18 protein-coding genes, 1 rRNA gene and 1 riboswitch are annotated in these 23,924 nt (G+C 45.3%); of the genes, 2 read left to right on the top strand and 17 right to left on the bottom strand.

Features of this window, described 5'->3' with window-relative positions; all coding sequences use genetic code 11:
• Positions 1–216: 216 nt before the first annotated feature.
• Complete coding sequence (locus tag NSB28_RS06225) at positions 217–4,464, top strand: 2-hydroxyacyl-CoA dehydratase (RefSeq protein WP_109626058.1); 4,248 nt, start codon at positions 217–219, stop codon at positions 4,462–4,464.
• Positions 4,465–4,547: 83 nt separating this feature from the next.
• Here NSB28_RS06225 and NSB28_RS06220 read toward each other — a convergent pair whose 3' ends face one another.
• The 11 genes from NSB28_RS06220 to NSB28_RS06170 form a co-directional block, all read right to left on the bottom strand.
• Positions 4,548–4,775: an aldose epimerase family protein gene (locus NSB28_RS06220; protein ID WP_109626057.1), complete on the bottom strand. Its 228-nt coding sequence runs from the start codon at positions 4,773–4,775 to the stop codon at positions 4,548–4,550.
• A gap of 47 nt (positions 4,776–4,822) precedes the next feature.
• The gene (gene ung / locus NSB28_RS06215) at positions 4,823–5,500 is read right to left on the bottom strand and encodes a uracil-DNA glycosylase (protein WP_109626056.1); all 678 of its coding nucleotides are present in this window, start codon (positions 5,498–5,500) and stop codon (positions 4,823–4,825) included.
• A 40-nt stretch (positions 5,501–5,540) separates the two neighbouring features.
• On the bottom strand, positions 5,541–6,302 hold the full coding sequence (gene hisF, locus NSB28_RS06210; RefSeq protein WP_109626055.1) for an imidazole glycerol phosphate synthase subunit HisF: 762 nt from the start codon (positions 6,300–6,302) through the stop codon (positions 5,541–5,543).
• Positions 6,303–6,923 carry an imidazole glycerol phosphate synthase subunit HisH gene (hisH, locus tag NSB28_RS06205; RefSeq protein WP_109626054.1) on the bottom strand — a complete coding sequence of 207 codons (621 nt, stop codon included), beginning with the start codon at positions 6,921–6,923 and terminating at the stop codon, positions 6,303–6,305.
• Between the two features lie 158 nt (positions 6,924–7,081).
• A complete protein-coding gene (locus tag NSB28_RS06200; RefSeq protein WP_109626053.1) occupies positions 7,082–7,720 on the bottom strand; it encodes an orotate phosphoribosyltransferase in 639 nt (212 codons plus the stop codon).
• Positions 7,721–7,861: 141 nt separating this feature from the next.
• Entirely contained in the window at positions 7,862–8,695 is an 834-nt protein-coding gene (locus NSB28_RS06195; RefSeq protein ID WP_257497585.1) for a carbohydrate ABC transporter permease, read from the bottom strand.
• A complete protein-coding gene (locus NSB28_RS06190; RefSeq protein WP_109626051.1) occupies positions 8,695–9,612 on the bottom strand; it encodes a carbohydrate ABC transporter permease in 918 nt (305 codons plus the stop codon). Before NSB28_RS06190 ends, NSB28_RS06195 begins: the two co-directional genes overlap by 1 nt.
• Before the next feature lie 143 nt (positions 9,613–9,755).
• Positions 9,756–11,045, bottom strand: coding sequence for an ABC transporter substrate-binding protein (locus NSB28_RS06185; RefSeq protein WP_257497584.1), 1,290 nt, complete (start codon positions 11,043–11,045; stop codon positions 9,756–9,758).
• A 143-nt stretch (positions 11,046–11,188) separates the two neighbouring features.
• Entirely contained in the window at positions 11,189–13,570 is a 2,382-nt protein-coding gene (locus NSB28_RS06180) for an alpha-L-rhamnosidase-related protein (RefSeq protein WP_109626049.1), read from the bottom strand.
• A complete protein-coding gene (locus NSB28_RS06175) occupies positions 13,548–15,341 on the bottom strand; it encodes a sensor histidine kinase (protein ID WP_109626048.1) in 1,794 nt (597 codons plus the stop codon). Before NSB28_RS06175 ends, NSB28_RS06180 begins: the two co-directional genes overlap by 23 nt.
• Positions 15,313–16,803 carry a response regulator gene (locus tag NSB28_RS06170; protein ID WP_257497583.1) on the bottom strand — a complete coding sequence of 497 codons (1,491 nt, stop codon included), beginning with the start codon at positions 16,801–16,803 and terminating at the stop codon, positions 15,313–15,315. Before NSB28_RS06170 ends, NSB28_RS06175 begins: the two co-directional genes overlap by 29 nt.
• 270 nt (positions 16,804–17,073) lie before the next feature.
• Here NSB28_RS06170 and NSB28_RS06165 point away from each other — a divergent pair, with 270 nt between their 5' ends.
• Positions 17,074–18,762 carry a DUF4091 domain-containing protein gene (locus tag NSB28_RS06165; RefSeq protein WP_109626046.1) on the top strand — a complete coding sequence of 563 codons (1,689 nt, stop codon included), beginning with the start codon at positions 17,074–17,076 and terminating at the stop codon, positions 18,760–18,762.
• A gap of 32 nt (positions 18,763–18,794) precedes the next feature.
• Here NSB28_RS06165 and NSB28_RS06160 read toward each other — a convergent pair whose 3' ends face one another.
• From NSB28_RS06160 to NSB28_RS06135, 6 genes are all read right to left on the bottom strand, one after another.
• Positions 18,795–19,256: a pyridoxamine 5'-phosphate oxidase family protein gene (locus NSB28_RS06160; RefSeq protein ID WP_109626045.1), complete on the bottom strand. Its 462-nt coding sequence runs from the start codon at positions 19,254–19,256 to the stop codon at positions 18,795–18,797.
• Between the two features lie 13 nt (positions 19,257–19,269).
• The gene (locus NSB28_RS06155) at positions 19,270–19,710 is read right to left on the bottom strand and encodes a GNAT family N-acetyltransferase (RefSeq protein WP_187374267.1); all 441 of its coding nucleotides are present in this window, start codon (positions 19,708–19,710) and stop codon (positions 19,270–19,272) included.
• 35 nt (positions 19,711–19,745) lie between these two features.
• Positions 19,746–20,273: a GNAT family N-acetyltransferase gene (locus tag NSB28_RS06150; protein WP_257497582.1), complete on the bottom strand. Its 528-nt coding sequence runs from the start codon at positions 20,271–20,273 to the stop codon at positions 19,746–19,748.
• A 409-nt stretch (positions 20,274–20,682) separates the two neighbouring features.
• Positions 20,683–21,246, bottom strand: coding sequence for a hypothetical protein (locus tag NSB28_RS06145; protein ID WP_109626043.1), 564 nt, complete (start codon positions 21,244–21,246; stop codon positions 20,683–20,685).
• Positions 21,247–21,360: 114 nt separating this feature from the next.
• On the bottom strand, positions 21,361–22,791 hold the full coding sequence (locus NSB28_RS06140) for an NAD(P)/FAD-dependent oxidoreductase (RefSeq protein WP_109626042.1): 1,431 nt from the start codon (positions 22,789–22,791) through the stop codon (positions 21,361–21,363).
• 47 nt (positions 22,792–22,838) lie between these two features.
• A riboswitch (purine riboswitch) is annotated at positions 22,839–22,934 on the bottom strand.
• A gap of 178 nt (positions 22,935–23,112) precedes the next feature.
• A 23S ribosomal RNA gene (locus NSB28_RS06135) occupies positions 23,113–23,924 on the bottom strand; the annotation flags it as partial.

The raw sequence follows: 23,924 nt of genomic DNA, 5'->3' as shown, positions 1-23,924 counted from the left end.
ATAGTATAGCGTGTATGGATGATTTTTTCAAGACTTGCTATTTGCTATTTTACATAAACTGTCGTATAATGGTATTAGTTCTGCCCGCATTTTGGGACACCATTCAGGGCCTTTTGAACTTGACTGCCGCATATATTATTACTGTATGCAGCTATAGATATTACCTATTAACATGCTATAGAGATAGGAGGATACAGGAATTTCCTGTAAATACATATGAATCAGACTAATTTACATACTCTTGGAATCGATATAGGTTCCACCACAGTAAAGATTGCCATCCTGGACGCAGAAAACAATATTTTATTTTCTGATTATGAGCGTCATTTTGCCAACATCCAGGAAACGCTGTCCTCACTTCTGCAGAAGGCATATGACAGTCTGGGAGATCTTAATGTCTCACCCATGATCACAGGTTCAGGCGGACTTACACTGGCCAAACACATGGAGGTGCCGTTTGTCCAGGAGGTCATCGCTGTATCTACCGCCCTTACGGCTTACGCTCCCCAGACAGACGTGGCGATCGAGCTGGGAGGCGAGGACGCCAAGATCATCTACTTTGAAGGCGGAAATGTAGAGCAGAGGATGAACGGTATCTGTGCCGGGGGCACAGGCTCATTTATTGACCAGATGGCATCACTGCTTCAGACTGACGCAGCCGGCTTAAATGAATATGCCAAGAACTATAAAGCGATCTATCCGATCGCTGCAAGGTGCGGCGTCTTTGCCAAGACAGACATCCAGCCGCTCATCAATGAGGGGGCCACAAAAGAGGACCTTTCTGTCTCCATATTCCAGGCAGTTGTCAACCAGACTATCAGCGGTCTTGCCTGCGGTAAGCCGATCAGGGGGCATGTGGCTTTCCTGGGAGGTCCGCTCCACTTCCTCTCAGAGCTGAAGCAGTCCTTTATCCGTACACTGAAGCTGGACGACGAACATATTATCGCCCCTGACAATTCACACCTTTTTGCAGCCATCGGTTCTGCCATGAATTACCAGGAAGACGTAAATACCAGCTTAACTTCAATGATCAGCCATTTATCAGGGACTATACGGCTGGAATTTGAAGTGGCGCGTATGGACCCGCTTTTTGCATCTGAAGATGAATACCACACTTTCATAGAACGCCAGAATCAGTATAATGTAGTTACTGATGACCTGTCCTCCTATGAGGGGAACTGCTATCTGGGCATCGATGCAGGTTCAACTACGACAAAAGCTGCCCTTGTGGGAGAGGATGGTTCTCTTCTCTACTCATTTTACAGTAACAATAACGGAAGTCCTTTAAAGACTACCATTAAAGCTATCCAGGATATCTACAGCCAGCTTCCTGCCACAGCCAAAATCGTATATTCCTGTTCCACAGGATATGGCGAGGCTCTGATAAAAGCTGGTCTTATGCTGGACGAGGGCGAGGTGGAGACTGTCGCCCACTATTATGCGGCTGCTTTTTTTGATCCTGAAGTGGACTGCATCCTGGACATCGGCGGCCAGGACATGAAGTGTATCAAAATCAAGAACCAGACAGTTGACAGTGTGCAGCTCAATGAAGCCTGCTCCTCCGGCTGCGGTTCCTTTATAGAGACATTTGCCAAGTCCCTGAATTACAGCGTACAGGATTTTGCAAAGGCAGCGCTCTTTGCAAAGCATCCCATTGACCTGGGCACACGGTGTACGGTATTTATGAATTCAAAGGTAAAGCAGGCCCAGAAGGAAGGCGCTGAAGTCTCCGACATTTCTGCCGGCCTTGCTTATTCAGTAATCAAGAATGCCCTCTATAAGGTTATAAAGGTATCGGACGCCTCATCCTTAGGAAAACATATCGTAGTCCAGGGTGGCACCTTCTATAATGATGCAGTTCTCCGCAGCTTTGAAAAAATAGCCGGCTGTGAAGCCATCCGCCCTGACATTGCAGGTATTATGGGAGCCTTCGGTGCTGCCCTGATAGCGCGTGAGCGTTATGATGACAGCAAGGAAACTACTATGCTCTCCATCGACAAGATCAACAGCCTGCAGTTCACCACTACCATGGCCAAATGCAAAGGCTGTACGAACCAGTGCCGTCTTACCATCAACCGTTTTACCGGCGGACGCCAGTTTGTCAGCGGAAACCGCTGCGAGCGCGGTATCGGCAAAGAAAAAAATAAAGAGAACATTCCTAACCTCTATGACTTTAAGAACAGGCTTCTGTTCTCCTATCCTTCACTGGAGGAGGATGAGGCAGAGAGAGGCACAGTGGGTATCCCAAGAGTACTTAATATGTATGAGAACTATCCGTTCTGGTTTAAGTTCTTTACCGCCCTTAAATACAGGGTTGTGCTCTCTCCACCTTCCACAAGGAAGATTTATGAGCTGGGCATCGAATCGATCCCAAGCGAATCAGAATGTTATCCGGCCAAGCTGGCCCATGGCCATGTGACATGGCTGATCAAACAGGGGATACATTTTATCTTTTACCCCTGTATACCGTATGAGAGAAATGAGTTTCCCGATTCCAACAACCACTATAACTGCCCGATCGTCACCTCCTATGCAGAGAATATCAAGAATAACATTGATGAGCTCCGCACAGAGGATATTGATTTCCGCAATCCTTTCATGGCATTTACGAACCTTGAAATACTGACGGAGCAGCTGGTCAGGGAATTTTCTGACATTCCTGCTGAAGAAGTCCGTGAGGCAGCCAGGACCGGCTGGAAGGAGATGGAAAATACACGGGAGGCTATGAAGGTAAAAGGCGAGGAGACGATAAAGTGGCTGAAAGAAACAGGCCGTAAGGGAATCGTCCTTGCAGGGCGTCCCTACCATATTGATTCAGAGATCAACCATGGTATTCCGGAGCTGATCAATTCCTACGGCATCGCAGTTCTGACTGAGGATTCTATCTCTCACCTGAACCAGCCGGAGCGGCCGCTGATCGTCATGGACCAGTGGATGTACCACAGCCGCCTCTATGCTGCTGCCAATTATGTAAAAACTACTGACAGCCTTGAACTTATCCAGCTCAATTCCTTTGGCTGCGGCCTGGATGCTGTCACAACAGATGCTGTGAGTGACATCCTGTCTGATTCAGGCAAGATCTATACCTGCCTGAAAATAGATGAAGTAAATAATCTGGGGGCAGCCCGGATCAGGATCCGTTCCCTGATTTCCGCCATCAAGGTGAGGGAAATGAAAAAGGTGCGCAGAAAAGTAGTGTCAGCCAGCTTCAACCGGGTGATTTTTACAGAAGAAATGCGTAAGAATTATACGATCCTCTGCCCGCAGATGTCGCCCATCCATTTCGGTCTGCTGGAAACAGCTTTCTGTTCCGCAGGGTACAGACTGGAGGTTCCTGAGGTGGATGAAAGGCTGGCAGTTGATACAGGCCTCAAGTTTGTAAATAATGATGCCTGCTTCCCGTCCCTGATCGTTGTGGGCCAGCTGATGAGCGCTCTCCTGTCAGGCAAATATGACCCTGATAAGACGGCGATCCTGATCTCACAGACAGGAGGAGGCTGCCGCGCCAGCAATTATATCGGCTTCATACGCCGCGCGCTTGAGAAGGCAGGATACCCCCAGGTGCCGGTCATTTCCATCAATCTGAGCGGCCTTGAGAAGAATCCTGGATTTAAGATCACCCCTGCTCTTGTGCTGAAGGGAATGTATGCGCTTGTATTCGGCGATATTTTCATGAGATGTGTCTACAGGATGCGCCCCTATGAAAAGGTAAAGGGATCAGCAGATGAAATGCATATGAAATGGGAGAATATCTGCAAAAAGTTTATTTCAAAACGCCATACCTCCATCTCGGAATTCAAGAAGCTCTGCCGTGCCATTATCCAGGACTTCGACAATCTGCCTATCACAGATGTGAAAAAACCCAGGGTAGGAGTCGTTGGCGAGATACTTGTTAAATTCCTTCCTGCTGCCAACAATCATCTTGTTGAGCTGCTTGAGTCGGAGGGTGCAGAGGCTGTTGTCCCTGATCTGATGGATTTCCTGCTCTACTGCTTCTACAACAGCAACTTCAAGGCTGAGAACCTGGGGATGAAAAAGTCCAGCGCCACCCTTGCCAATGCAGGGATCAAGGCTCTGGAAATGTTCCGCGGCACAGCCAGAAAGGAATTTCAGAAGAGCCGGCACTTTACTGCTCCCGCTCATATTGCTGATCTTGCTAAGTATGCGGATCCCATCGTCTCTATCGGAAACCAGACGGGTGAGGGCTGGTTCCTGACAGGTGAGATGCTGGAGCTGATACATACCGGCACAAACAACATTGTCTGCACACAGCCCTTCGGCTGCCTGCCAAACCATGTTGTTGGAAAAGGTGTCATCAAGGAACTGCGCCACCGCTATCCGCTTTCAAATATCGTGGCCATTGACTACGACCCGGGCGCCAGCGAGGTAAACCAGCTGAACCGTATCAAGCTCATGCTCTCAACAGCTTTTAAGAACATGAAGAACCAGGAAGAAGAGAAATAGACAGCATTTATTTTTAGGACCATAAAAAGGACAGCGTCAAAGTTATTTCAGACTTAGACGCTGCCCTTTTTTATATCATATTCTTAGAATACTTTTATCTCATAAGAAGCCTCAAAGCTTTCGCCGCCATCCAGCTTTCTGATGCCTTTCTTTTCGGAAATATCTCCTGCAAAACCTGCATCATCTGTACGGCCATACCAGGGTTCCAAACATACAAAAGGCGCCCCCGGCTTAGTCCAGATCCCCACATACGGAAAGTCACGGCATTCGATCTCGATATATGGCGTCCTGTCAGGATATGATATTCCCACCTCTGAAGCTGTCCATCCTTAAAGATCCACAATAGGCTTTATCCAATTTAATGCTTATTCTCTATCTGCCAGTCAATGGGGCTTAAACCGTTTGCAGTCAGGAATTTATTTGCCCTGCTGAAATGCCTGCAGCCAAAAAATCCTCTGAAGGCAGAGAGCGGGCTGGGATGCGGCGCTTCCAATATCAGATGCTTTGGATTATCCAGCATGCTCTTTTTCATCTGGGCAGGCCTTCCCCAGAGCATAAATACTATTGGGCGGTCCTGCTCATTCAGTATCCTGATAGCGGCATCCGTAAATTCCTCCCATCCGATACCTCTGTGGGAGTTGGCCTGGTGGGCCCTGACTGTGAGCACTGTATTCAGGAGCATAACTCCCTGGTCTGCCCATTTTGTCAGATATCCGTTGTCAGGCACATAACAGCCGCAGTCATCGTGCAGCTCTTTATAAATATTCTCCAGGGACGGGGGAATCTCCACATCAGGCTTTACAGAAAAACACAGGCCGTGGGCCTGCCCGTCACCGTGATATGGGTCCTGTCCCAGTATCACTACCTTTACCTCGCTGAGGGGGGTAAAGGCAAAAGCATTAAATATATCATCCGGCGCCGGGAATATAAGACGTGTCCTGTACTCCTCCATCACCTTTTTATACAGCCTTGCATAATAAGGCTTTGAAAATTCCGCTTTTAAAGGCAGAAGCCAGTCATTTGTAATTGGCGGCATATAAAATTCCTCCTGTATATCACTAATTCTTATTTATAACTCAAAGGCGCACTGATACTCCCTTTTCTGCCAGGAAAGCCTTCAGGTCGCTGATTTCCATCTCTTTATAATGAAATAATGAAGCAGCCAGCACTGCGTCTGCACGTCCCTCTGTCAGGGCATCATAGAAATGCTCCATAGTCCCTGCCCCGCCGGACGCTATGACAGGTATTGATACATTCTCTGCGATAGTCCTTGTCAGCTCAATATCATATCCCGCCTTAGTCCCATCGCAGTCCATGCTGGTCAGGAGTATCTCACCTGCACCCATCCTGTCAGCATTCATGGCCCATTCCACCGCATCCAGCCCGGTGTCGATCCGGCCGCCGTTTTTATAAACATTCCAGCCGCTGCCGTCTTCCCTTTTTCTGGCATCAATTGCAACTACCACGCACTGGCTTCCGAACTTGTCAGCCGCATCACTTATAAGCCTGGGGGTATTGATTGCCGATGAATTGATAGATATCTTATCAGCGCCTTCTCTTAAAAGTGCCCTGAAATCATCTGTAGTCCTGATCCCGCCGCCCACGGTAAAGGGAATGAATACCTTCTCTGCCACCTTGCGTACCATATCCACTACTGTATTCCTGGCATCAGAGGAGGCTGTGATATCCAGAAATACAACTTCGTCCGCGCCTGCCCTGTCATAGGCGGCAGCTATCTCCACAGGATCTCCGGCATCCCGCAGATTCACAAAATTTACGCCTTTTACCACTCTTCCATTATGTACATCAAGACATGGAATTATCCTTTTTGTAAACATCTAACCCTCCTCCTTTCCAAGCTCAGCAAAATTCTTCAGAATATGCAGCCCCACATCACTGCTCTTTTCCGGATGGAACTGGCATGCAAAGATATTTCCCTTTTCCACTGAGGCGTGGATGTCTGTCCCGTACCAGGCTGACGCCTTTACTATTTCCGGCTCTTCAGCTTTCAGATAATAGGAGTGGACAAAATAAACATATGAATTTTCTTCCAGCCCCTCAAACAGCCTGCCGTTATTCGTCAGATGAAGCGAATTCCAGCCTATATGAGGTATCTTCAGCCCCTCCTTATCCGGTATCCGCAGTATCCTGCCCTTCAGGATGCCCAGCCCGCTCACGCCGGGGCTTTCCTCACTGCTCTCAAACATCAGCTGCAGTCCAAGGCAGATCCCCAAAAAAGGAATATCCTTCTCCACAACCTGATGTATCACTTCTTCAAGTCCATAATCCCTGATTTTTCCCATGGCATCCCCGAAGGAACCTACCCCCGGAAGTATTACTTTATCAGCGCCCAGGATCTCATCCCTGTCTCTTGTAATGATACTCTCCTGGCCCAGATAATGAAGCGCCTTCTCCACACTCTTTAAATTTCCCGCATCATAATCAATAATCGCAATCATTTCATGCCTCCATGTCTGTATTTGACAACAGGCAAAAACACGCTGTGCGCATTTCTCTCGCTGCCCGCATAAGCTTCAAAAGGGAACACCGCAAAGACAGCTTCTCTGCAGCATTCCCTTTTATTCTATCATATCTGATTGTGATTCACAATAATTTACTATAGTTTGGAATAACCGTAATTATTCACCATTGCATCCAGCTTTCTTCCTTCTCTGCACATAGGACAGGAGGCTGCCGGATAAGTTTTGTAATCAGGAATATCTTTTTCGGTAAATATAGAATTCACTTCAAGTCCGCCAATCTTTGTGATCGCACTGAAAATAGAAGCAATACCGCTGATCCTGCCTCCATAATACAGAACGCACTCCAGACTGCTCTTGATCGTCTCACCGGTTGTGGCAGAAGCAAACAGCAGAACCACATTCTTATCCCTTATCATATGCTGCATATTCTCCCTGAAGATCAGCTGTCCGCCCGGTGCAGCCTCAGGCGCTGCGATATAGATAGTCTTATGCATGTTCATGGACAGCGTACCCACCTGGGAAAGATCCTGGGCCAGGTAAGCGCCTATGATCTCACACCCGTCCATGCAGATGATGGTGTCCACCACAGTTGATGCGCTGTATCTCGCCGCCAGGACCCTGGCTGCAGCCTCCGCTTCATTCTGCCTTGCCTTCAGATTTGTCATATCAATAAAATAATTAATATGAGAATGTGGTGTGGCAAAATGGCCGCTGTATATCCTCATTGATACAAGATTGTCCGCCCTGGAATAAATCTTAATGCCTTCCTCCATATAAGAACCTCCTATCTTCTGTATTGTCGTGCAAGTTTTCAGATAAGATTATATTACTATATATCGGATATATTTTCCATAAATATTTTGAAAATTTCGAATCTTTCTTTTACCGTTCAGCTTTCTGACCTGTAATATCTGTCATGATTTCACCGCGCCTGCTGTCATGCCGTCGATCATATATCTCTGCAATGCAAAATAGACAAGCATCATAGGCAGTGTTGCCAGAACCAGGCCTGCAAATAATACGTTCCATTGTGTCTGATACTGACCCTTGAACATATAGACAGCCATGATAATAGTCCTGCCTGCTTTACCTGACATGAACATAAGAGGAGTGAAAAAATCATTCCAGATATTGACTGCATTGATGATGACCAACGTACAGATTATAGGCTTGAGCAGCGGAAAGACAATCTTGAAAAAGATTCCGAAAGCGGTGCACCCGTCCAGCGCTGCCGCCTCCTCCAGAGCGATCGGCACCGTATTGATAAAGCCAGTTATCAGAAAAATGCTGAAAGCTGCTCCTCCTGCTATATACAACAGACTGATGCCTCTGTAGGTATTCATAAGTCCCAGGCTTTTGTACAGGTAAAGCAGCGGAATCAGAGTGCTCTGCGCCGGAAGTACAAGCCCCAGCAGAAACAGTACATACATCGTCTGGAACAGGCGCCTGTGTGACTTAGCCCTGACAATTGCATAACCTGCCATACAGTAGATAACTGTGCCGATAATCGTGGAGCTGGAAGTGATGAGCAGAGAATTTCCAAATGCTCTGAAGAAATCCATCTGCTCAAAAGCATATTTGTAATTTTCAAACTGGAAAACCTGTGGAAATGACAATGGAGATACGATCATTTCCATATCTGATTTGACAGACATGAGAAAAATCAAGATAACCGGGTAGAATAATAGGAGTACCAGCAGAATCATGAATATCTCAAAACAATATCCTCTTATTTTTTTCACCTTCATCAGATATCCTCCCTCTTCTTCAAATATGGAAACGTGATCAAGTTCAGCCCTATGATAATCAAAGTCAGTATGACCGCCACTGCACATGCATAGCCATTCAGATTCTGTCCCTGAAGCTTCAGGATATAAGTACCTACTACCTCTGAATGGTTTCCGGGTCCTCCGTTTGTCATAGTATATACCGTATCAAAGACCTTCAGACACCCTATGAAAGACAATGTAAGGTTGATTGTGACAGATGGGGCCAGCAGCGGGAAGGTTATATAGCGGAATCTCTGGAATCCCCCTGCGCCGTCAATAGATGCCGCTTCCGTCAGGTCCGCGGAAATACTCTGCATATTTGCAATAAATATGACAGCAGAATATCCCAGGAATCTCCATATATTAGAAATGGCAACACATACAAGAGCCAGATTTGGTTCCCCCAGCCATGTTTTCTTAAACTGCCCCAGATGTAAGAAATCCAGGATCATATTCACAAGTCCGTTTGTATCATAAATATACGTAAATGCATACGATATAACTATCGTGCTGATTATTGCCGGAGTAAAAAGTAATGTGCGCAGTACATTTGCACTCTTCATTTTCTTACACAGTCCTACTGCAAGAAGAAGGCCGAAAAAATTCTGTATAAGTGTAACCGCCACTGCATAAATCACAGTATTTTTTAATGAAATCCAAAAGGAAGGGTCAATGGCTGCAACCTTATAATTTTTTCCTCCCATGAAATGAAAATCCGTTATGCTCATTCCATCGAAATCAGTAAAGCTGAAAAACACTGTGGTAAGCGTTGGAAGTACCGTAAGTACTATGTATGCGGTAAACAGCGGCAGGACCATAATAAGATAGGGAGCTAACTTTCCATTAGCTATATTACCTGGAAATCTGCTGTTTTTTTTCTTTGCAGCTGTATTCATTTTATCATCTCCTAACACATAAATGCCTCAAAATGAGCGCAATAATGGCGGGACGAAAGTTATTTCTTCCTTCCTCCCGCCTGATTCTTTTAAATCTATGCAGATAACCCTGCATTCTGTACCTGCATTCCCGCGCTGCCTGATTAATTTCCCTGCAGCATCATTGCCTTATCAAATTCTGCGTTAAACTGCTCATTGAGTTCTTCCGGTGTTACTTCCTGCAAGGTGAGAGACTGTGCGGCTTTTGTGACAAATGTCCATTCATCAACAGTAAACTCCTGAGGTATCTCACAGCCAACTGTTACATTGTTGGCAGCCAGCGATTCTGCAAATGGCTCTGCTTCTGGAAGAGACATGCTGGTTCCTCCTATAAGAGGTGAAAAGGCATTCTGGCTTTCTACATATAATTTCAAATTCTCATTGTCATTAAAATACTGCAGGAATTTAATTGCTAAGTCTTTATGTTCTGACTCTGAGTTAACCGCCAGCGCCGTACTGAGAGAACACTGCGCAACAAGCGGCTCCTCATCATTGATTGGAAATGCTGTAAATACAGTTTCCGCGCCGCCTAAGGCTTCGCTCACTTCACCAATCATCCATGTACCTGCCATCAAAAATGCAGAATTCCCTTTTACAAACTCTGTGACAGCTCCTTCATTAAACTCCATTCCCAGAGATTCCTGCCCATTTGTATATCCCTTTTCTATCAGCTCGGAGTACTTCTCAAAATATTTGCCGTACATATCTCCCATGGTCTTTTCACCATTTAAGACTTTTGTGTAGATGTCATTATCATATTCCATAAACTCTGTATACTTGCCGTAGCACATGATAATAGCTCCGCTCCAGCCTGTTTTATTCCCCATAATAAATGGAGTGCCGCCGTTTTCTTTTACCTTCTCACATGCATCTGTCAGCTGGCTCCATGTCTGCGGCAGCGTTTCCACGCCTGCTGCCCTGAGTACATCCATGTTCACAATCATTCCGATACCTGCTTCTTCAATCGGTATGGCAGAAAATTTTCCATCAGGCGAAAGCAGCTTTTTAACATTATCCTGGTATTCTCCTGCAAAGTCTATATCTGAGAGATCTTCTGCATAACCATTCTTTACACAGCTTCTCAGCATGGAATCACTCACCATATATATATCTGATCCTTCACCGGTAGACAGCCTGGTATTTAATACATCATTATAATTATTCGTAGTTGGAATTGCCTCATACTCAATCTTAACACCCGGGTTCTCTTTTTCAAATCCTTTGATGATTTCCGGCAGCGCTCCCTCCTCTTTTCCTGTCTTCCATCCAAGAAAGCGCAGAGTAACTTCCTCCCCTTCTGATGCCTCTGCTATAAAGGGGGCATTTATAACCCCTCCCAATACCATAGCTCCGGCCATCAGCCCGCAGATTGCTCCTGTCATTTTTTTAAACATAAGAATTCTCCTCTCCTGACACATCCTTCTGTATATGTGTCTTTTTTTTATGATGTCAGTATACCAGACTAAAGGAGCACATAAAATGCAATAACGTCGCATACAATGTACACAATCGTTGCATTAAGAGAACTGCCGGTCAATTAATCCTGATCCAGATATATCACTTCACATGGCCGAAAGCTTTCATCTTTTATGCTGGCTGTGAAACCTTCCGGAAGTCTCACCCGCAGAATACGATTCCCATTTTCCGCCGTTATGCCTGCATACAGCCACTGACCTCCCACAGGGATCCTGCACTCACATTTCTCCAGACCCGTATCAGAAAGCCTGAAGCTGATGATATGATTCTGTCTGTCCACTTCACTGATCCCGCAGAGATCTCTGAGATAGCTGTGTATCACATGTGACGCAAAACCATGATTGCAGCTGGCATGGGCAGTCGTGTTCTCCCACAAAGTACCTGTCCGCAATACCATATAGTCAAAAAATTCCTTTGTCTCCTCCAGTATCTGCCCAACCAGGCCGTACCTGGAAAGCAGTTCTACACGCAGATAATTGCCTATAAAAGCATTAGCCGCTCCCACCTCTTTCCACACAGTGTCTGTATTTCTGTCAGGTCCAAAGTCCTGGATAAGGCATTGAAACAGTTCAGGATATGAGTCTTTATCAGCTGTCATAAAGAAGAAGGCATAATACTGGCATACCTCCGTTGATTCAGGAAGCACCACAAGTCTTCCCTGTCCCTCCTTTTCTAAACGTACAGCCTGATCCCTGAAGAATTTTCCGTCAAAGGACTGTTCTCTGATTTTATCAGCCAGCCTCCGGCCTTTTCCGACCCACTCCTCTTCTCCATACATGCTTCCTGCCGCTCTCAGAGCAGCACTGTAAAGCATATTTGAAGGATAATTCACACCCTCTGTAAGTTCATTTGCCCTGGACCACTCTACGAAAATCCAGCCATCCAGATCCTCCAGAAGCCCATCCTCATTTTCAAACTTTTCAAAATATTGAAAAAGCTTTTCTATCTTCCCTCTAAATTTGGCTGTCATACACTCTTCCGGTTTTCGCATCCTGTATTCATACAGCTCCAGAACCAGCCAGAGCGCCCAGTTTGGTATAAAATTACCATCATAATGATCACTTGGATAGCACATAGGAAGCATTCCATCCGGCAGATACGCGAACTCTTCAGGAAGCAGAAAATTCTCCAGAAAAGCATCTTCAACCACAGTCCTGCCTGTCAGATCTGCCTCCACCCTTGCGGTAAAAAAGCTGTCACAGAGCCATCCGGCCCTCTCCCTTGAAGGGCAGTCCATATATACATCCAGGGCATTCTGAGCATACGTTTCCCTGGCCGCTTCAAAAATCCTGTTTAACTGTTCATCAGAAGAATGAAAGACTGTATGGTCACCTGTATGGTTCCTTAATTCTCTTATCTGCGGCCTCTCCACCCGGCATCTGCCCTCAGCTGCCATAATCTTGATATAACGGCAGGTATAAGGCTGGAAAGACTCAAAATCATAATGGCCGCTTTTTAAGTAAAGGCAGATTGTGTTCACACATGACATCCTGTTATATCTCACATCCCCGTCTGTAAGTACCTCATCAAATACAATATAAAGCTTTGAATCCTCTGTACACTGGGCCTGCAGTTTTATAAATCCTGTAGTATTCCTTCCAAGGTCATAGATCTCAAATTCCCCTTTTGAGAGAGTCTCCCTTTTATCTTCTGCCCGGCAGAGTTTACCGGTCACCGTCCTGTCCATCTCCCTGGAGACACAGATCTCCAGCTTATCTGCTTCATACCCCTTCAGTTTATCCCCAATCTCCAGAAGCGCTCTGTCAGGCCAGTATTCTATATGGGCGGCTTTTATAAAAAAAGTACCCTCCCCTATTTTCCTGCTCGCACCGCATACCTTATATTTCCAGTCCGGAAGGCCTTTCAAAAGAAGCTTCTTCTCCCCCTGTACTGCCAGATTCTGTACAGGCAGTATACGGCAGCCCGGACACGGCAGCCCGGTACGCCAGCCCTGCATCTCTTCTTCCAGCCTGTAAGCTTCTATAAACGGTCTCTGGAAACTATAGCGCTGTACCTTCTGAATCCTCTCTGTCAATACCATTGGTATGAATGCAGCGGCAGTATCCTCTGCCACAGTAGCACCTATCACCTGATCCGGACTGGACAGCTCCGCCTGCAGAAAGGAAGGGGCATCCAGTGTATAATAGCTGTTAACATTAAAACCAGCTGTCTCTACAGCCAGCCAGTTCTCTTCCTGCTGCTCATCCTGCCCGATCCTGACTTCATCAACTCTGTAGTATCCGTGTGCTGCTCTTGCAGGGCCATGCAGCAGAAATACACCGTTTAAAAACACGCGGTAAATGGTGGAACCAGTCAGCCTTAAAATCAGGTCTTTGCCCTGCCCCTGGAATTTCAAAACAAATCCCATAGTCATATTCATTTCCTTTTCCCGTCCCTCTGCCCAGACCGGCCTTGCCTTCCTAAATAAATCTGCTGTTTCCATCTTTCTTCTCCTTTTCGATTATAATTGAGACAACAGTCCCTTTTCCCAGGCTGCTGCTGATTTCCATGTGATACGAATCCCCGAAATAAAATTTTAGCCTTCTGTCTATGTTTTTGACCCCAATATGCCTGGACTCCTCCTGCTTCTCTGTATTCTGCCTGAGCATGTCCTCTGCCTGAGCCTTCTCCTCTTCTGTCATCCCCCTGCCGTCATCCTTCACAATGATATACAGATTACTGCTCTCCATGTATGATGAAATCGTTACATACCCCTTTTTTTCCGACTTTAATATCCCGTGAGTAACGGCATTTTCAGCCAGAGGCTGAAGTATCATCTTGGGCATCAAAAACTCTTCCGTCTGGTTTTCTATTATAATCTCATAATCAAATTTATTCTCGTACCGCATTTTCAATATATTCATATACTCATTAACATGATCCATCTCTTCTTTTAGCGTTACCTGCTTTTTTTCTTCCATGGCATAGCGGAATACTCTTGATAGCGACTGCACGATTCTGCCTATCTCCTCCGTTCTCTCGCAGACAGAAAGCGCATCGATCGTCTCCAAAGTATTATAAAGAAAATGAGGATTGATCTGTGCCTGCAGCGCCAGATTCTGTGCTTCTTTCAGTGACAGTTCCTTCTTATACAGCTCTTCATAGCTCCTTTTAAGCCGCACGATCATTTTGTTAAAGGATTCACCCAGAAGGCCAATCTCATCTCCTGACCTGATATCAACCTGGATATCTGGATTTTTATCAGCATATCTCATTGCAGCATTCAATTTCCTGATATTTCTTGACAGGCCCCTGGCAGCGTACATAGATACGATAACAGACAATAGAACACCAGCCGTCAGTATAATGAGCATGAGCCCGTATTCTTTTTTAAGTCCTTCATAAAAAGTATCATATTCTGTCCCGCTAACCAGGATAAAATCCGTTTTTTTAATCGGGGCCGCTGAAAGGACATACTTCTTCCCCCTCAGTGTGCCTATATCAGCTTCATAAGCCAATAAACTCTCTGTATCATATTCCGCCTGCGTCCCATATTCCTGCACATTATCTGAAACCAATATATTGCCGTCAAGGGAAATGTGATAAAATCTTCTGCCCTCAAGGGCCGTGGCCTCAAGTATATTCTTTTCTTCGTGTGAGAAATCATATTTTACTTCCAGATAACCGACCACGTTCATCTGAATAGGAATCATAACTTTACGCACAAAAGTAAGCCTGGTGCCTTCCCCGTCATTATCTAAAAAAACAGCAAAGTCTTTGTTATTCCTGCAAAATGGAGTGTACCATTCCTGGTCAGTATAAACTCTCTCCTCCACAGCTGACTGTTCTTTTGTCACAGTCACACACTTACCGCTGACTGAGTAGAGACGCATATATTCCATCTGATTCATGGTAGCCAGCTTTGATATTAACATAGTTTTGAAAATCTCCTGCTGGATATCCAGTGAATCAACGTCAAAGCTGGCTACTATATCAGGCAGCTGTGCCAAATGACCGTAAATCTTCTCATTCAGGGTCAAAGCCGCCCCCAGATCTCTGACTGACTCCATAATATTCCCAATAGCTGCAGCATTCTTCTGGTTTTCAACATATACGGAACGATACAGAGATTTTTTTGCATTATCTTTCTGGAATGCATAGAGCACAATTAAAAACACACATACAGTCCCTATCATTATCCCTGAAAAAATAAGCGTCAGTTTTTTCTGGTATGTCATACCTCTGTTAAATTTCCAGCCTTTTATCGTCCTCATAGCCCTCCCCTCCTTTATATCCTGCAGGCGTACATCCCATGACCTTGCAGAAGACGCGGCAGAAATACCGGCTGTTGTCGTAACCAACCTGCTCTGCCGTCTCCGTACTTGTCAGTCCTTCTTTCAAAAGGCGGCAGGCATTTTTTATCCTGACCTCTGTCAGGTAATTATTAAATGTTGTACCTGTCTTTGCTTTGAAAATCCTGGCCAGATGGCTTCTGTTTATGTAAAATCTCTCTGCGGTCCCAACAAGCGTTATGTCCTGGTCATAGTTTTTCTCGATATAATCAATGACCTGATCCAGAGATATTCTCCCGTTTTCCTGAAATCCTCCCTTTTCCTCCCCTGCATCCAGCAGCTGGAGAGCTGCTTCCATAGCTGCATCTATAAATTCTTCTTTCGTGTCGTACTCCTGAAGCCATTCTTCATCTGGAAAGTTCTGCATATTACCTCTCTCCTCACAAATTTTCCAGATTATTTTTAAGTATGCCTTTTCCAGAATGGTCTGAGGAACATGATGATATGTAAGTATCCTTTTTATATGATGACGTATTTTCTCCGCTTCCCCCTCTTTCAGACTCTCTCCAAGCAGAAGATACCTGTTCCCAAAGTATTCATCCCACTTTTTTAATTCTCCCTCACTCTGCCGTTCGCTTTCAAAGATAACAATATTCTCGTCCAGGATCAAGCTTTCTTTCAGAACTCTTTTCCCCCTCTTCACACAGTCTGCTATTGCCTCCGGATCTGTGATCTTTCCGGAATAAAAAACCGTGTGGGTGCCCATTCTGCCATTGGCTTCATCCCCTGCTCCGGCTGTGTCATCTGCCGGGATTTCCTGTATAAGACTGACCAGCAGGTTAGGCCTGTCAGCATAGACAAAGCAAAACTTCCCATCCTTCTCTTCTTCAAAACATTTATATCTGCCCCTCCAGTTTCCCTTCAGATACATACGCACAAAAAAACCTGACGGAAAAATATCTCTTATAAGCTTTACTGTATCCTCCTCCAGGCTTGTATCTCCCCTCCCCATTATATGAAAAGCCAGATTGTCTGCAGCCCTGTTCATCCTGTCCATATAGTTCTTTCTGACATCTGCTTCCAGCCTCTGAATCACTGACCTCAGTGCATCCTGTTCTATTGGCTTTAAAAGGTACTCGCTGACCCCCAGCCTGATCGCCTGTCTGGCGTAATCAAAATTGCTGTAACCGCTCAGCACGACAACCCTGACATTATTTTTTAATTTCTTCACCCCTGCGATCACATCCAGACCATTCATAACAGGCATACATATATCCACCAGGAGCACGTCAAAACACTCCTGCCCATTTTCCTTTATATATTCAAACAGCCGGTATCCGCTGTCAGTATCAAACACCACCTCCGCACCAAGATTCTCAGTCTTCTTCCTGATTCCTTTTCGTATCAGCGTCTCATCCTCTACAATAATAATTCTCAGCTTCATAGCCCCTCCTGTCACAGGCATTCCTCCTGCTGCCTCTTTACTTCTGCTTTATATATATCATACCTTATCCCGGTCTGGAATTAAAGAGCGAAGAGCTGCACAAACGTTGCGTTTCAGTGAAAAAGAGTCGCAGTTTTCACAAAAATATAGCAATCCATAATTCGCTGTGCTATAACTATATCAAACGGGACAAGCCGGATTATCAATCTGGCTGCAGAAAAGCATCCCAAATTTGCTTCTGCTAAATATAAACAGAGAAAGGAAACTATTATGCCAGATAACAACTCAGATAACTCCTGCGGGAAATTACAGCTTATTCCCGTCAGCTCTCTTGAAAAAATCTTTCCGGATGAACCCTGTGCATGCGGCAGTACTTATGAACAGGCTTCCATGTTTCTCAATGAACGATTTTCTTATCAGCTGGCCTATTATTATGACGGCCCGCTGCTGCCCAACGTAAAAGTAACTGTAGAGAGCCCTCTTAAGCCCTGGATCACAATACGGAAAACCGGTCTGGTCCCTTCCGAATATCCCTGTCCTCCGCTTACAGATGACAATGTGCTGCGCAGAGTGCCAGGACTTTATCCTGATCCCCTGTATGATATACCATATGATTTCGAATTGCTGCCCGGTCAGTGGAGAAGCCTGTTCATTTCTGTTGGATCAGGCTGTTCCCTGCCCGCCGGCACGTATCCTGTATCGGTCTTCATACATACGGAAACAGGCAGTCTGCTTGGCAGCAGTACCTTTACCATAACGCGCCTTGATATGCATCTGCCGCCTCAGTCACTCTGCCATACAGAATGGTTCCATGCTGACTGTATCGCAGACTGGTACCATACAGAAATCTTATCAGATGAACACTTCCTCCTGATGGAAAGGTATATAAAAACAGCCGTGACATACGGCTGTAATATGATATTGACCCCTCTCTTCACTCCTCCGCTTGACACTGCTGTCGGTACAGAACGACCTACCGTACAGTTAGTGGAGGTCAGGCTTAATGACGGGATGTATTCATTTAACATGGATCTTCTGGATAAATGGATCAGTATGTGTGAAAGAGCAGGGATCACTTATTTTGAATTCTCCCACCTGTTCACCCAGTGGGGCGCTAAATATGCTCCAAAGATCATCCTGACTTCAGAAGCTGGCAGACAGCAGCTATTTGGCTGGAATACCCCAGGTGATTCAGAAGAATACAGAAGCTTTCTCAGCCAATTCCTGCCTGTTTTATCAGATTTTGTTGAAAAGAGAGGACTAAAGGGCCGCTGTTTTATTCATGTATCGGATGAACCTCAAACAGAGCAGGGACATCTGCCTTCTTATCAAAAAGCAAAAGCCATCGTTGACGCTTTCCGCGGATGTCTGCCGGTTATGGATGCTCTTTCCTCTTATTCACTTTATAAGCAATGTAAAGTGGATTATCCTGTCTGTGCGACAGATTCGATCCAGCCGTTTCTTGAAAACCATGCTGAAAACCTCTGGTGTTATTATTGTTCAGCCCAGTTCAGAGATGTGTCTAACAGATTTTTCTGCATGCCCACTGCAAGGATACGTATTCTGGGCATGCAGATGTACAAATATAATATCCATGGTTTCCTCCATTGGGGCTACAACTTCTGGTACAGTGAACTCTCAAGGTATCCCGTCAACCCCTATATGGTAACAGACGCTTCCAGGCGCTATCCTTCGGGCGATGCTTTCCTTGTATACCCCGGTGAAAACGGCCCCGTCCCCTCACTCCGCCTTGAGGCTATGGGAGAGGCAATTCAGGATATGCGTGCCCTGTATCTTCTGGAATCTTTGACTTCCAGGGAAGCTGCTCTGAAATTTCTAGAAGAAGGGCTGGAGGCTCCCCTCACCTTTTCCAGTTACCCGGCAGATTCGAAATGGCTCCTTGATAAAAGGGCTGCACTCAACAGAAGAATACTGGAAGCATCACAGAGGAACTCATAAGATTTTATCCTGCAGGCAGAAGCTGACCGCTGTCACCTTCTGCCTTTTCCTGTAACATGCTCTATCTCTATTACATAAACTCCTGTCTTACCTGCTGATCTGCTTATATATTCCATACCTTCTTTTTTAAACTGACTGCTGTATTTATCGACCAGCAACTCCAGAATCTTCTTTTTATCCTCCGCCTCATGTACAGTGCCAAATACTACAGCGCTTTCATACTTTGTAGAAAATTTTGAGGGAAGTATTTCTGTGTCCCCTACCACGGTAAAGCATACTCTGCTGTTAAATTTTATATTTTCTAACTTATGGCCTGCATCCGGCGCACAGTGAAAGCCTATCTTATTATCTGCATATACATAATTTACAGGAATACCGTATGGGTAACCGTCCCCGCCCACAGTAGACAATATTCCGTATTCACCGTTTTTCAAAAGCTCCATCACTTCTTCCTTTGGCAGCTCTCTTTTAAAATTCCTCATCTTATGAAACATTTCATCTTCCTCCTCATGTATCCATTCTTGTCAGTTCTTTTATACACTTATTGCGGTAGTAGAGATCTTCCCTTGATATAAATCCACGCTTCTCCCAGAATTTATTGCCTGTCTCATTACTTGCAAACACTACAAGAGCCACCTTGCTGATTCCTTCCTCCCCAAGTGCATTCATGGCATGATCGAGCAGAGCCGTACCTATACCCTGATTCCTTTCATCTGCTGCAACCGCCATATGATATATATATCCTCTCCTGCCGTCATGACCGCTCATAATGACACCTGTAATTCTGCCTTCCCTCTCAGATATAAAGCATGTTCCGGGATTTCTCTTAAGAAACTTCTCTATCCCTTCCTTTGAATCATCTATATTATTGAGTCCCATACCGGGAGTACTCAGCCACAGTGCCCGTATATCTTCGTAATCTGTAATCTGCATCTTTCTGATTTCCATAATACTGTTCTCCTTCTATTTACTGTCTTCTAACCTTAAACTTTCCCCTTTACTCCTTCCCCTGAAATTTTAAACTTTTCCAATCTATAGAGATTGTCTTTATCCAGCTGCCTGATTCCGTCCTTGTAATCATAGCCTAATTTGCGATAGAATTCACATGCAGTAATCGAGGCCGGAATCTCCACACGCCTGGCTCTAATATATAAATCATCATTTTCAAGGGTCTCAATAATCTTTCTTCCAATCCCCTGTCCATGCAGCTGCGGCGCAACAAAAACAGTCAGAAGAATGCTTTCATCCTCTCTTCCCCAGTAACTTGATATCGAACCGCATCCGATGATCCTGCCCTCCAGACAGAATAAATACATATGAGCATAACTTGCTGTATTTATCACCCATGCTGCATTATGGGTCCTGCAAAGCTCTTCCACAGCCTCTTCACCATAATCCTTTATATTTACCTCTCTGAAATTCCTCTGAATCAATGCAGCTACTTCCTCTGCATCATCCTCTGTAAACTTTCGTATTCTTAATAAATCCCAGTTAAACTCCCGCTTTTTCACACGCATTTCCTCCTCTTCTATCGCATATCAGATTTTCCACATATATTACAAAATAAAAAAACCGCGCCAGACAACCCTATATGCCTGGTGCGGTTCTGATATAACGTTCTAAATGCTTCATGGGCTACATACAAACCCTCCCACTTCAGAGCTCTGTTAGAACAGTTATCTTACATTCTGCACAGACATATAAGACCTAAAGGCCTGCATCTGTGCGTCTCACGACAGCAGCAGCTACAAGCCGTTAAGTCTGCAATTATGTCTGTACATGACTGTTATAAAATGTAAATAACTGTTCATTTCTGCTCCTCCTTCTTCCATTCAGGGCAGCCAGAGCCGGCCCTGAATAATTTTTATTATACTACCACTTAAAGATGTCCTTGTCAACAAAATTCTCATTCGCCTGTACTTAATATGAGCCTGTACTTAAATTCTCCAGCAAAAAATCTACAGGATTCTCTCCCACAGATATTCCCTTGTCCTTTAATTCCTCCGACATCTGGGGAAACTTGGAATGTACTCTGATAAAGTCTGCCTTTTTATTTAAATATCCCGTTTTTTCAAATGGCCAGCGTATCACTGAGGGATATTGAAACCCAACCCCTAACTCCAAAATACAAAGCTTCCTGTTCAGGGTATTTTGAAGCCATTTAAGATAATTCTGCCACTGGGGAAGGTAACAGGATTCATCATAATGTTCATTGGTGACCACATTTCCGGACATATCGCTTCCGCACGGGGCAACGATCTGTGATGCCTTCAGATCTGTTCCGAATATCAGATCATCTGTCAGGAGCGTGACAATAAAATAAGATTTATCATCAAGCAGCCCGCTCAGATTCTTATACGCCTGCAGTACCTTTTCTTTAGTTCGGCCTCCATCTTCTTTAACGGCAAATTCTTCCCCTATGCCAACCAGGACATACTGGGCATCTCTGATTTTATCTTCAATTAACTGTCTGTTTATGTCCATATCTCCATCCTCATAAAAATATCTTTATTCCCGCGAGCAATGAGCCAAGTGAACATGCTTGCATGTGCATTTGGCGAATGCCGCGAGGGTCAAATACCCCGCTGCTCTGCAGCGTTACAAGTTTGATACCCCGTCTGCTTGCAGCGGGGTCTTTGATTCTCCAAGCTTCTTACCCATCAGAACTCCCATGACGGACGCCATCATGAGACCTCTCGTCCAGCCGCTGGAATCGCCCAGGCAGTGAAGTCCCTCAATACTTGTATTAAAATCTGTGTCCATCTTTACTCTGTTGCTGTAAAATTTAAGCTCCGGAGAGTACAGCAATGTCTCTTCAGCTGCAAAACCAGGGACAACTTCATCTACTGCCTGGATAAAATTTATGATGTTCAGCATGGACCTGTACGGCATTGCTGCAGTTATATCTCCAGCCACAGCATCTGGAAGAGTAGGCCTGACATTAGAGCGTGCAAGTTCCTTCTGCCAGGTACGTTTCCCATCCAGGATATCTCCATACCGCTGGACCAGGATATGACCGGCCCCCAGCATATTTGTCAGTTCTCCCACTTTCTGGGCATAGGCGATTGGCTGATTAAAAGGTGCATTAAAATTATGCGAGCACAGGATCGCCAGATTCGTATTATTCGTCTTCAGGTCCTTGTATGAATGGCCGTTTACCACAGCCAGATCATTATCATAATTCTCCTGACTCACAAAACCGCCGGGATTCTGGCAGAAGGTCCTTACTTTATTCTTAAAAGGCTTTGGATAACCTATCAGCTTTGATTCATACAGTACGTTATTAACCTTCTCCATTACCTCATTGCGCACCTCAACACGCACACCTATGTCGACTGTCCCCGGCTGGTGCGCAATATCATGTTCTGCACATAGTTTTTCAAGCCAGTCAGCTCCGCGCCTTCCTGTTGCAATTACAATATTATTCCCGCGGATCTCCTTATTTTCTTTTCCGTTTTCAATATAAATGCCTTTGCATGTATGTCCTTCCAGAATAATATTTGTACATTGATATCCAAATACCAGCTCCACACCTTTTTCCATAAGGTATTTTTCAATCGATAAATATATTTCCTGGGCTTTTTCAGTCCCAAGATGGCGTATGGGACAATCTACAAGCTTAAGTCCCGCCCTGATGGCACGCCTTCTGATCTCTTTTACTTCTTCTGTCTGCTTTGCGCCTTCCACATGATGATCCGCCCCAAACTCCAGATAGATCTTATCTGTATAATCAATCATCTCCTGGGCAAATTCTTCTCCTATAAGCTCCGGCAGGTCACCTCCAACTTCATAGCTGAGTGATAATTTGCCGTCCGAGAAAGCTCCTGCCCCTGAAAACCCAGTAGTTATATGACAATACGGTTTACAATTTACACACTTTTTTGTCTTACTCTTAGGACATCGCCTCTCTTCTATCGGTCTGCCCTTTTCAACGATAACTATTTTACTCTCCGGCTTCTTTTTAATCAGCTCAAGCGCTGTAAAAATACCTGCCGGCCCTGCTCCCACAATTACCACGTCATATTTCATTTAGCTACCTCCTAGTACCTTTCTTCTATTAAAAACCAACTGCCATAATTACCTATACTATCCAATATAGACAACTGTTACGGCAGTTGGTAGAGACATTCAACCAATTATGAATTTATATATTGCACAATATCTGCATATTTTTACACACGACCGTATTTATGATATCATTCTGCCGACGCTGTGTCAATGAATTTCAAAACAAAAACACCGGTATCTCTACCGATGTCATCCATTATGTCTCGTGTTCTCAAGTTTGTACCTTCAAAACCACACACAGTACTGATTCATTTCCATCCGTTTTCTTTTGCCTAAACCTTTATGGATAAGCCTTCGACCTATTAGTATTGGTCAGCTCCACGCATTGCTGCGCTTCCACCTCCAACCTATCTACCTCGTCGTCTTCAAGGGGTCTTACCGCTTTCGCGGGGGATATCTCATCTTGAGGGGGGCTTCACGCTTAGATGCCTTCAGCGTTTATCCCTTCCCGACTTGGCTACCCGGCCGTGCCATTGGTATGACAACCGGTTCACCAGAGGTCAGTCCAACCCGGTCCTCTCGTACTAAGGTCAGCTCCTCTCAAATATCCTGCGCCCACGCCGGATAGGGACCGAACTGTCTCACGACGTTCTGAACCCAGCTCGCGTACCGCTTTAATGGGCGAACAGCCCAACCCTTGGGACCTACTACAGCCCCAGGATGCGATGAGCCGACATCGAGGTGCCAAACCACTCCGTCGATGTGAACTCTTGGGAGTGATAAGCCTGTTATCCCCAGGGTAGCTTTTATCCGTTGAGCGATGGCAATCCCACTTTATACCACCGGATCACTAAGTCCTACTTTCGTACCTGCCCCACCCGTCGGTGTCGCAGTCAAGCTCCCTTCTGCCTTTGCACTCTTCGAATGGTTTCCGACCATTCTGAGGGAACCTTTGAGCGCCTCCGATACCCTTTCGGAGGCGACCGCCCCAGTCAAACTCCCCGCCTGACATTGTCCCCCAGCCGGGTCACGGCTGTTGGTTAGAAACCCAGTACTGCAAGGGTGGTATCCCAACATCGGCTCCATGATGACTGGCGTCATCACTTCTTAGCCTCCCACCTATCCTGTACATGCAATACCGAATCCCAGTATCA

Origin of the sequence: Murimonas intestini (assembly GCF_024622195.1) — a bacterium.
GTDB lineage: Bacteria > Bacillota > Clostridia > Lachnospirales > Lachnospiraceae > Murimonas > Murimonas intestini.
The sequence above is the reverse complement of the archived record's forward strand: the minus strand, read 5'-3'. Positions and strand labels throughout refer to the sequence as shown.

What these genes read in the sequence shown, in the direction of transcription:
- NSB28_RS06225 (WP_109626058.1), top strand. Translation starts at nt 217, where the DNA reads ATGAATCAGACTAATTTACATACTCTTGGAATCGATATAGGTTCCACC.
- ung (WP_109626056.1), bottom strand. Translation starts at nt 5,500, where the DNA reads ATGCCGCCAATTACAAATGACTGGCTTCTGCCTTTAAAAGCGGAATTT.
- hisF (WP_109626055.1), bottom strand. Translation starts at nt 6,302, where the DNA reads ATGTTTACAAAAAGGATAATTCCATGTCTTGATGTACATAATGGAAGA.
- hisH (WP_109626054.1), bottom strand. Translation starts at nt 6,923, where the DNA reads ATGATTGCGATTATTGATTATGATGCGGGAAATTTAAAGAGTGTGGAG.
- NSB28_RS06200 (WP_109626053.1), bottom strand. Translation starts at nt 7,720, where the DNA reads ATGGAGGAAGGCATTAAGATTTATTCCAGGGCGGACAATCTTGTATCA.
- NSB28_RS06195 (WP_257497585.1), bottom strand. Translation starts at nt 8,695, where the DNA reads ATGAAGGTGAAAAAAATAAGAGGATATTGTTTTGAGATATTCATGATT.
- NSB28_RS06190 (WP_109626051.1), bottom strand. Translation starts at nt 9,612, where the DNA reads ATGAATACAGCTGCAAAGAAAAAAAACAGCAGATTTCCAGGTAATATA.
- NSB28_RS06185 (WP_257497584.1), bottom strand. Translation starts at nt 11,045, where the DNA reads ATGTTTAAAAAAATGACAGGAGCAATCTGCGGGCTGATGGCCGGAGCT.
- NSB28_RS06180 (WP_109626049.1), bottom strand. Translation starts at nt 13,570, where the DNA reads ATGGAAACAGCAGATTTATTTAGGAAGGCAAGGCCGGTCTGGGCAGAG.
- NSB28_RS06175 (WP_109626048.1), bottom strand. Translation starts at nt 15,341, where the DNA reads ATGAGGACGATAAAAGGCTGGAAATTTAACAGAGGTATGACATACCAG.
- NSB28_RS06170 (WP_257497583.1), bottom strand. Translation starts at nt 16,803, where the DNA reads ATGAAGCTGAGAATTATTATTGTAGAGGATGAGACGCTGATACGAAAA.
- NSB28_RS06165 (WP_109626046.1), top strand. Translation starts at nt 17,074, where the DNA reads ATGCCAGATAACAACTCAGATAACTCCTGCGGGAAATTACAGCTTATT.
- NSB28_RS06160 (WP_109626045.1), bottom strand. Translation starts at nt 19,256, where the DNA reads ATGTTTCATAAGATGAGGAATTTTAAAAGAGAGCTGCCAAAGGAAGAA.
- NSB28_RS06155 (WP_187374267.1), bottom strand. Translation starts at nt 19,710, where the DNA reads ATGGAAATCAGAAAGATGCAGATTACAGATTACGAAGATATACGGGCA.
- NSB28_RS06145 (WP_109626043.1), bottom strand. Translation starts at nt 21,246, where the DNA reads ATGGACATAAACAGACAGTTAATTGAAGATAAAATCAGAGATGCCCAG.
- NSB28_RS06140 (WP_109626042.1), bottom strand. Translation starts at nt 22,791, where the DNA reads ATGAAATATGACGTGGTAATTGTGGGAGCAGGGCCGGCAGGTATTTTT.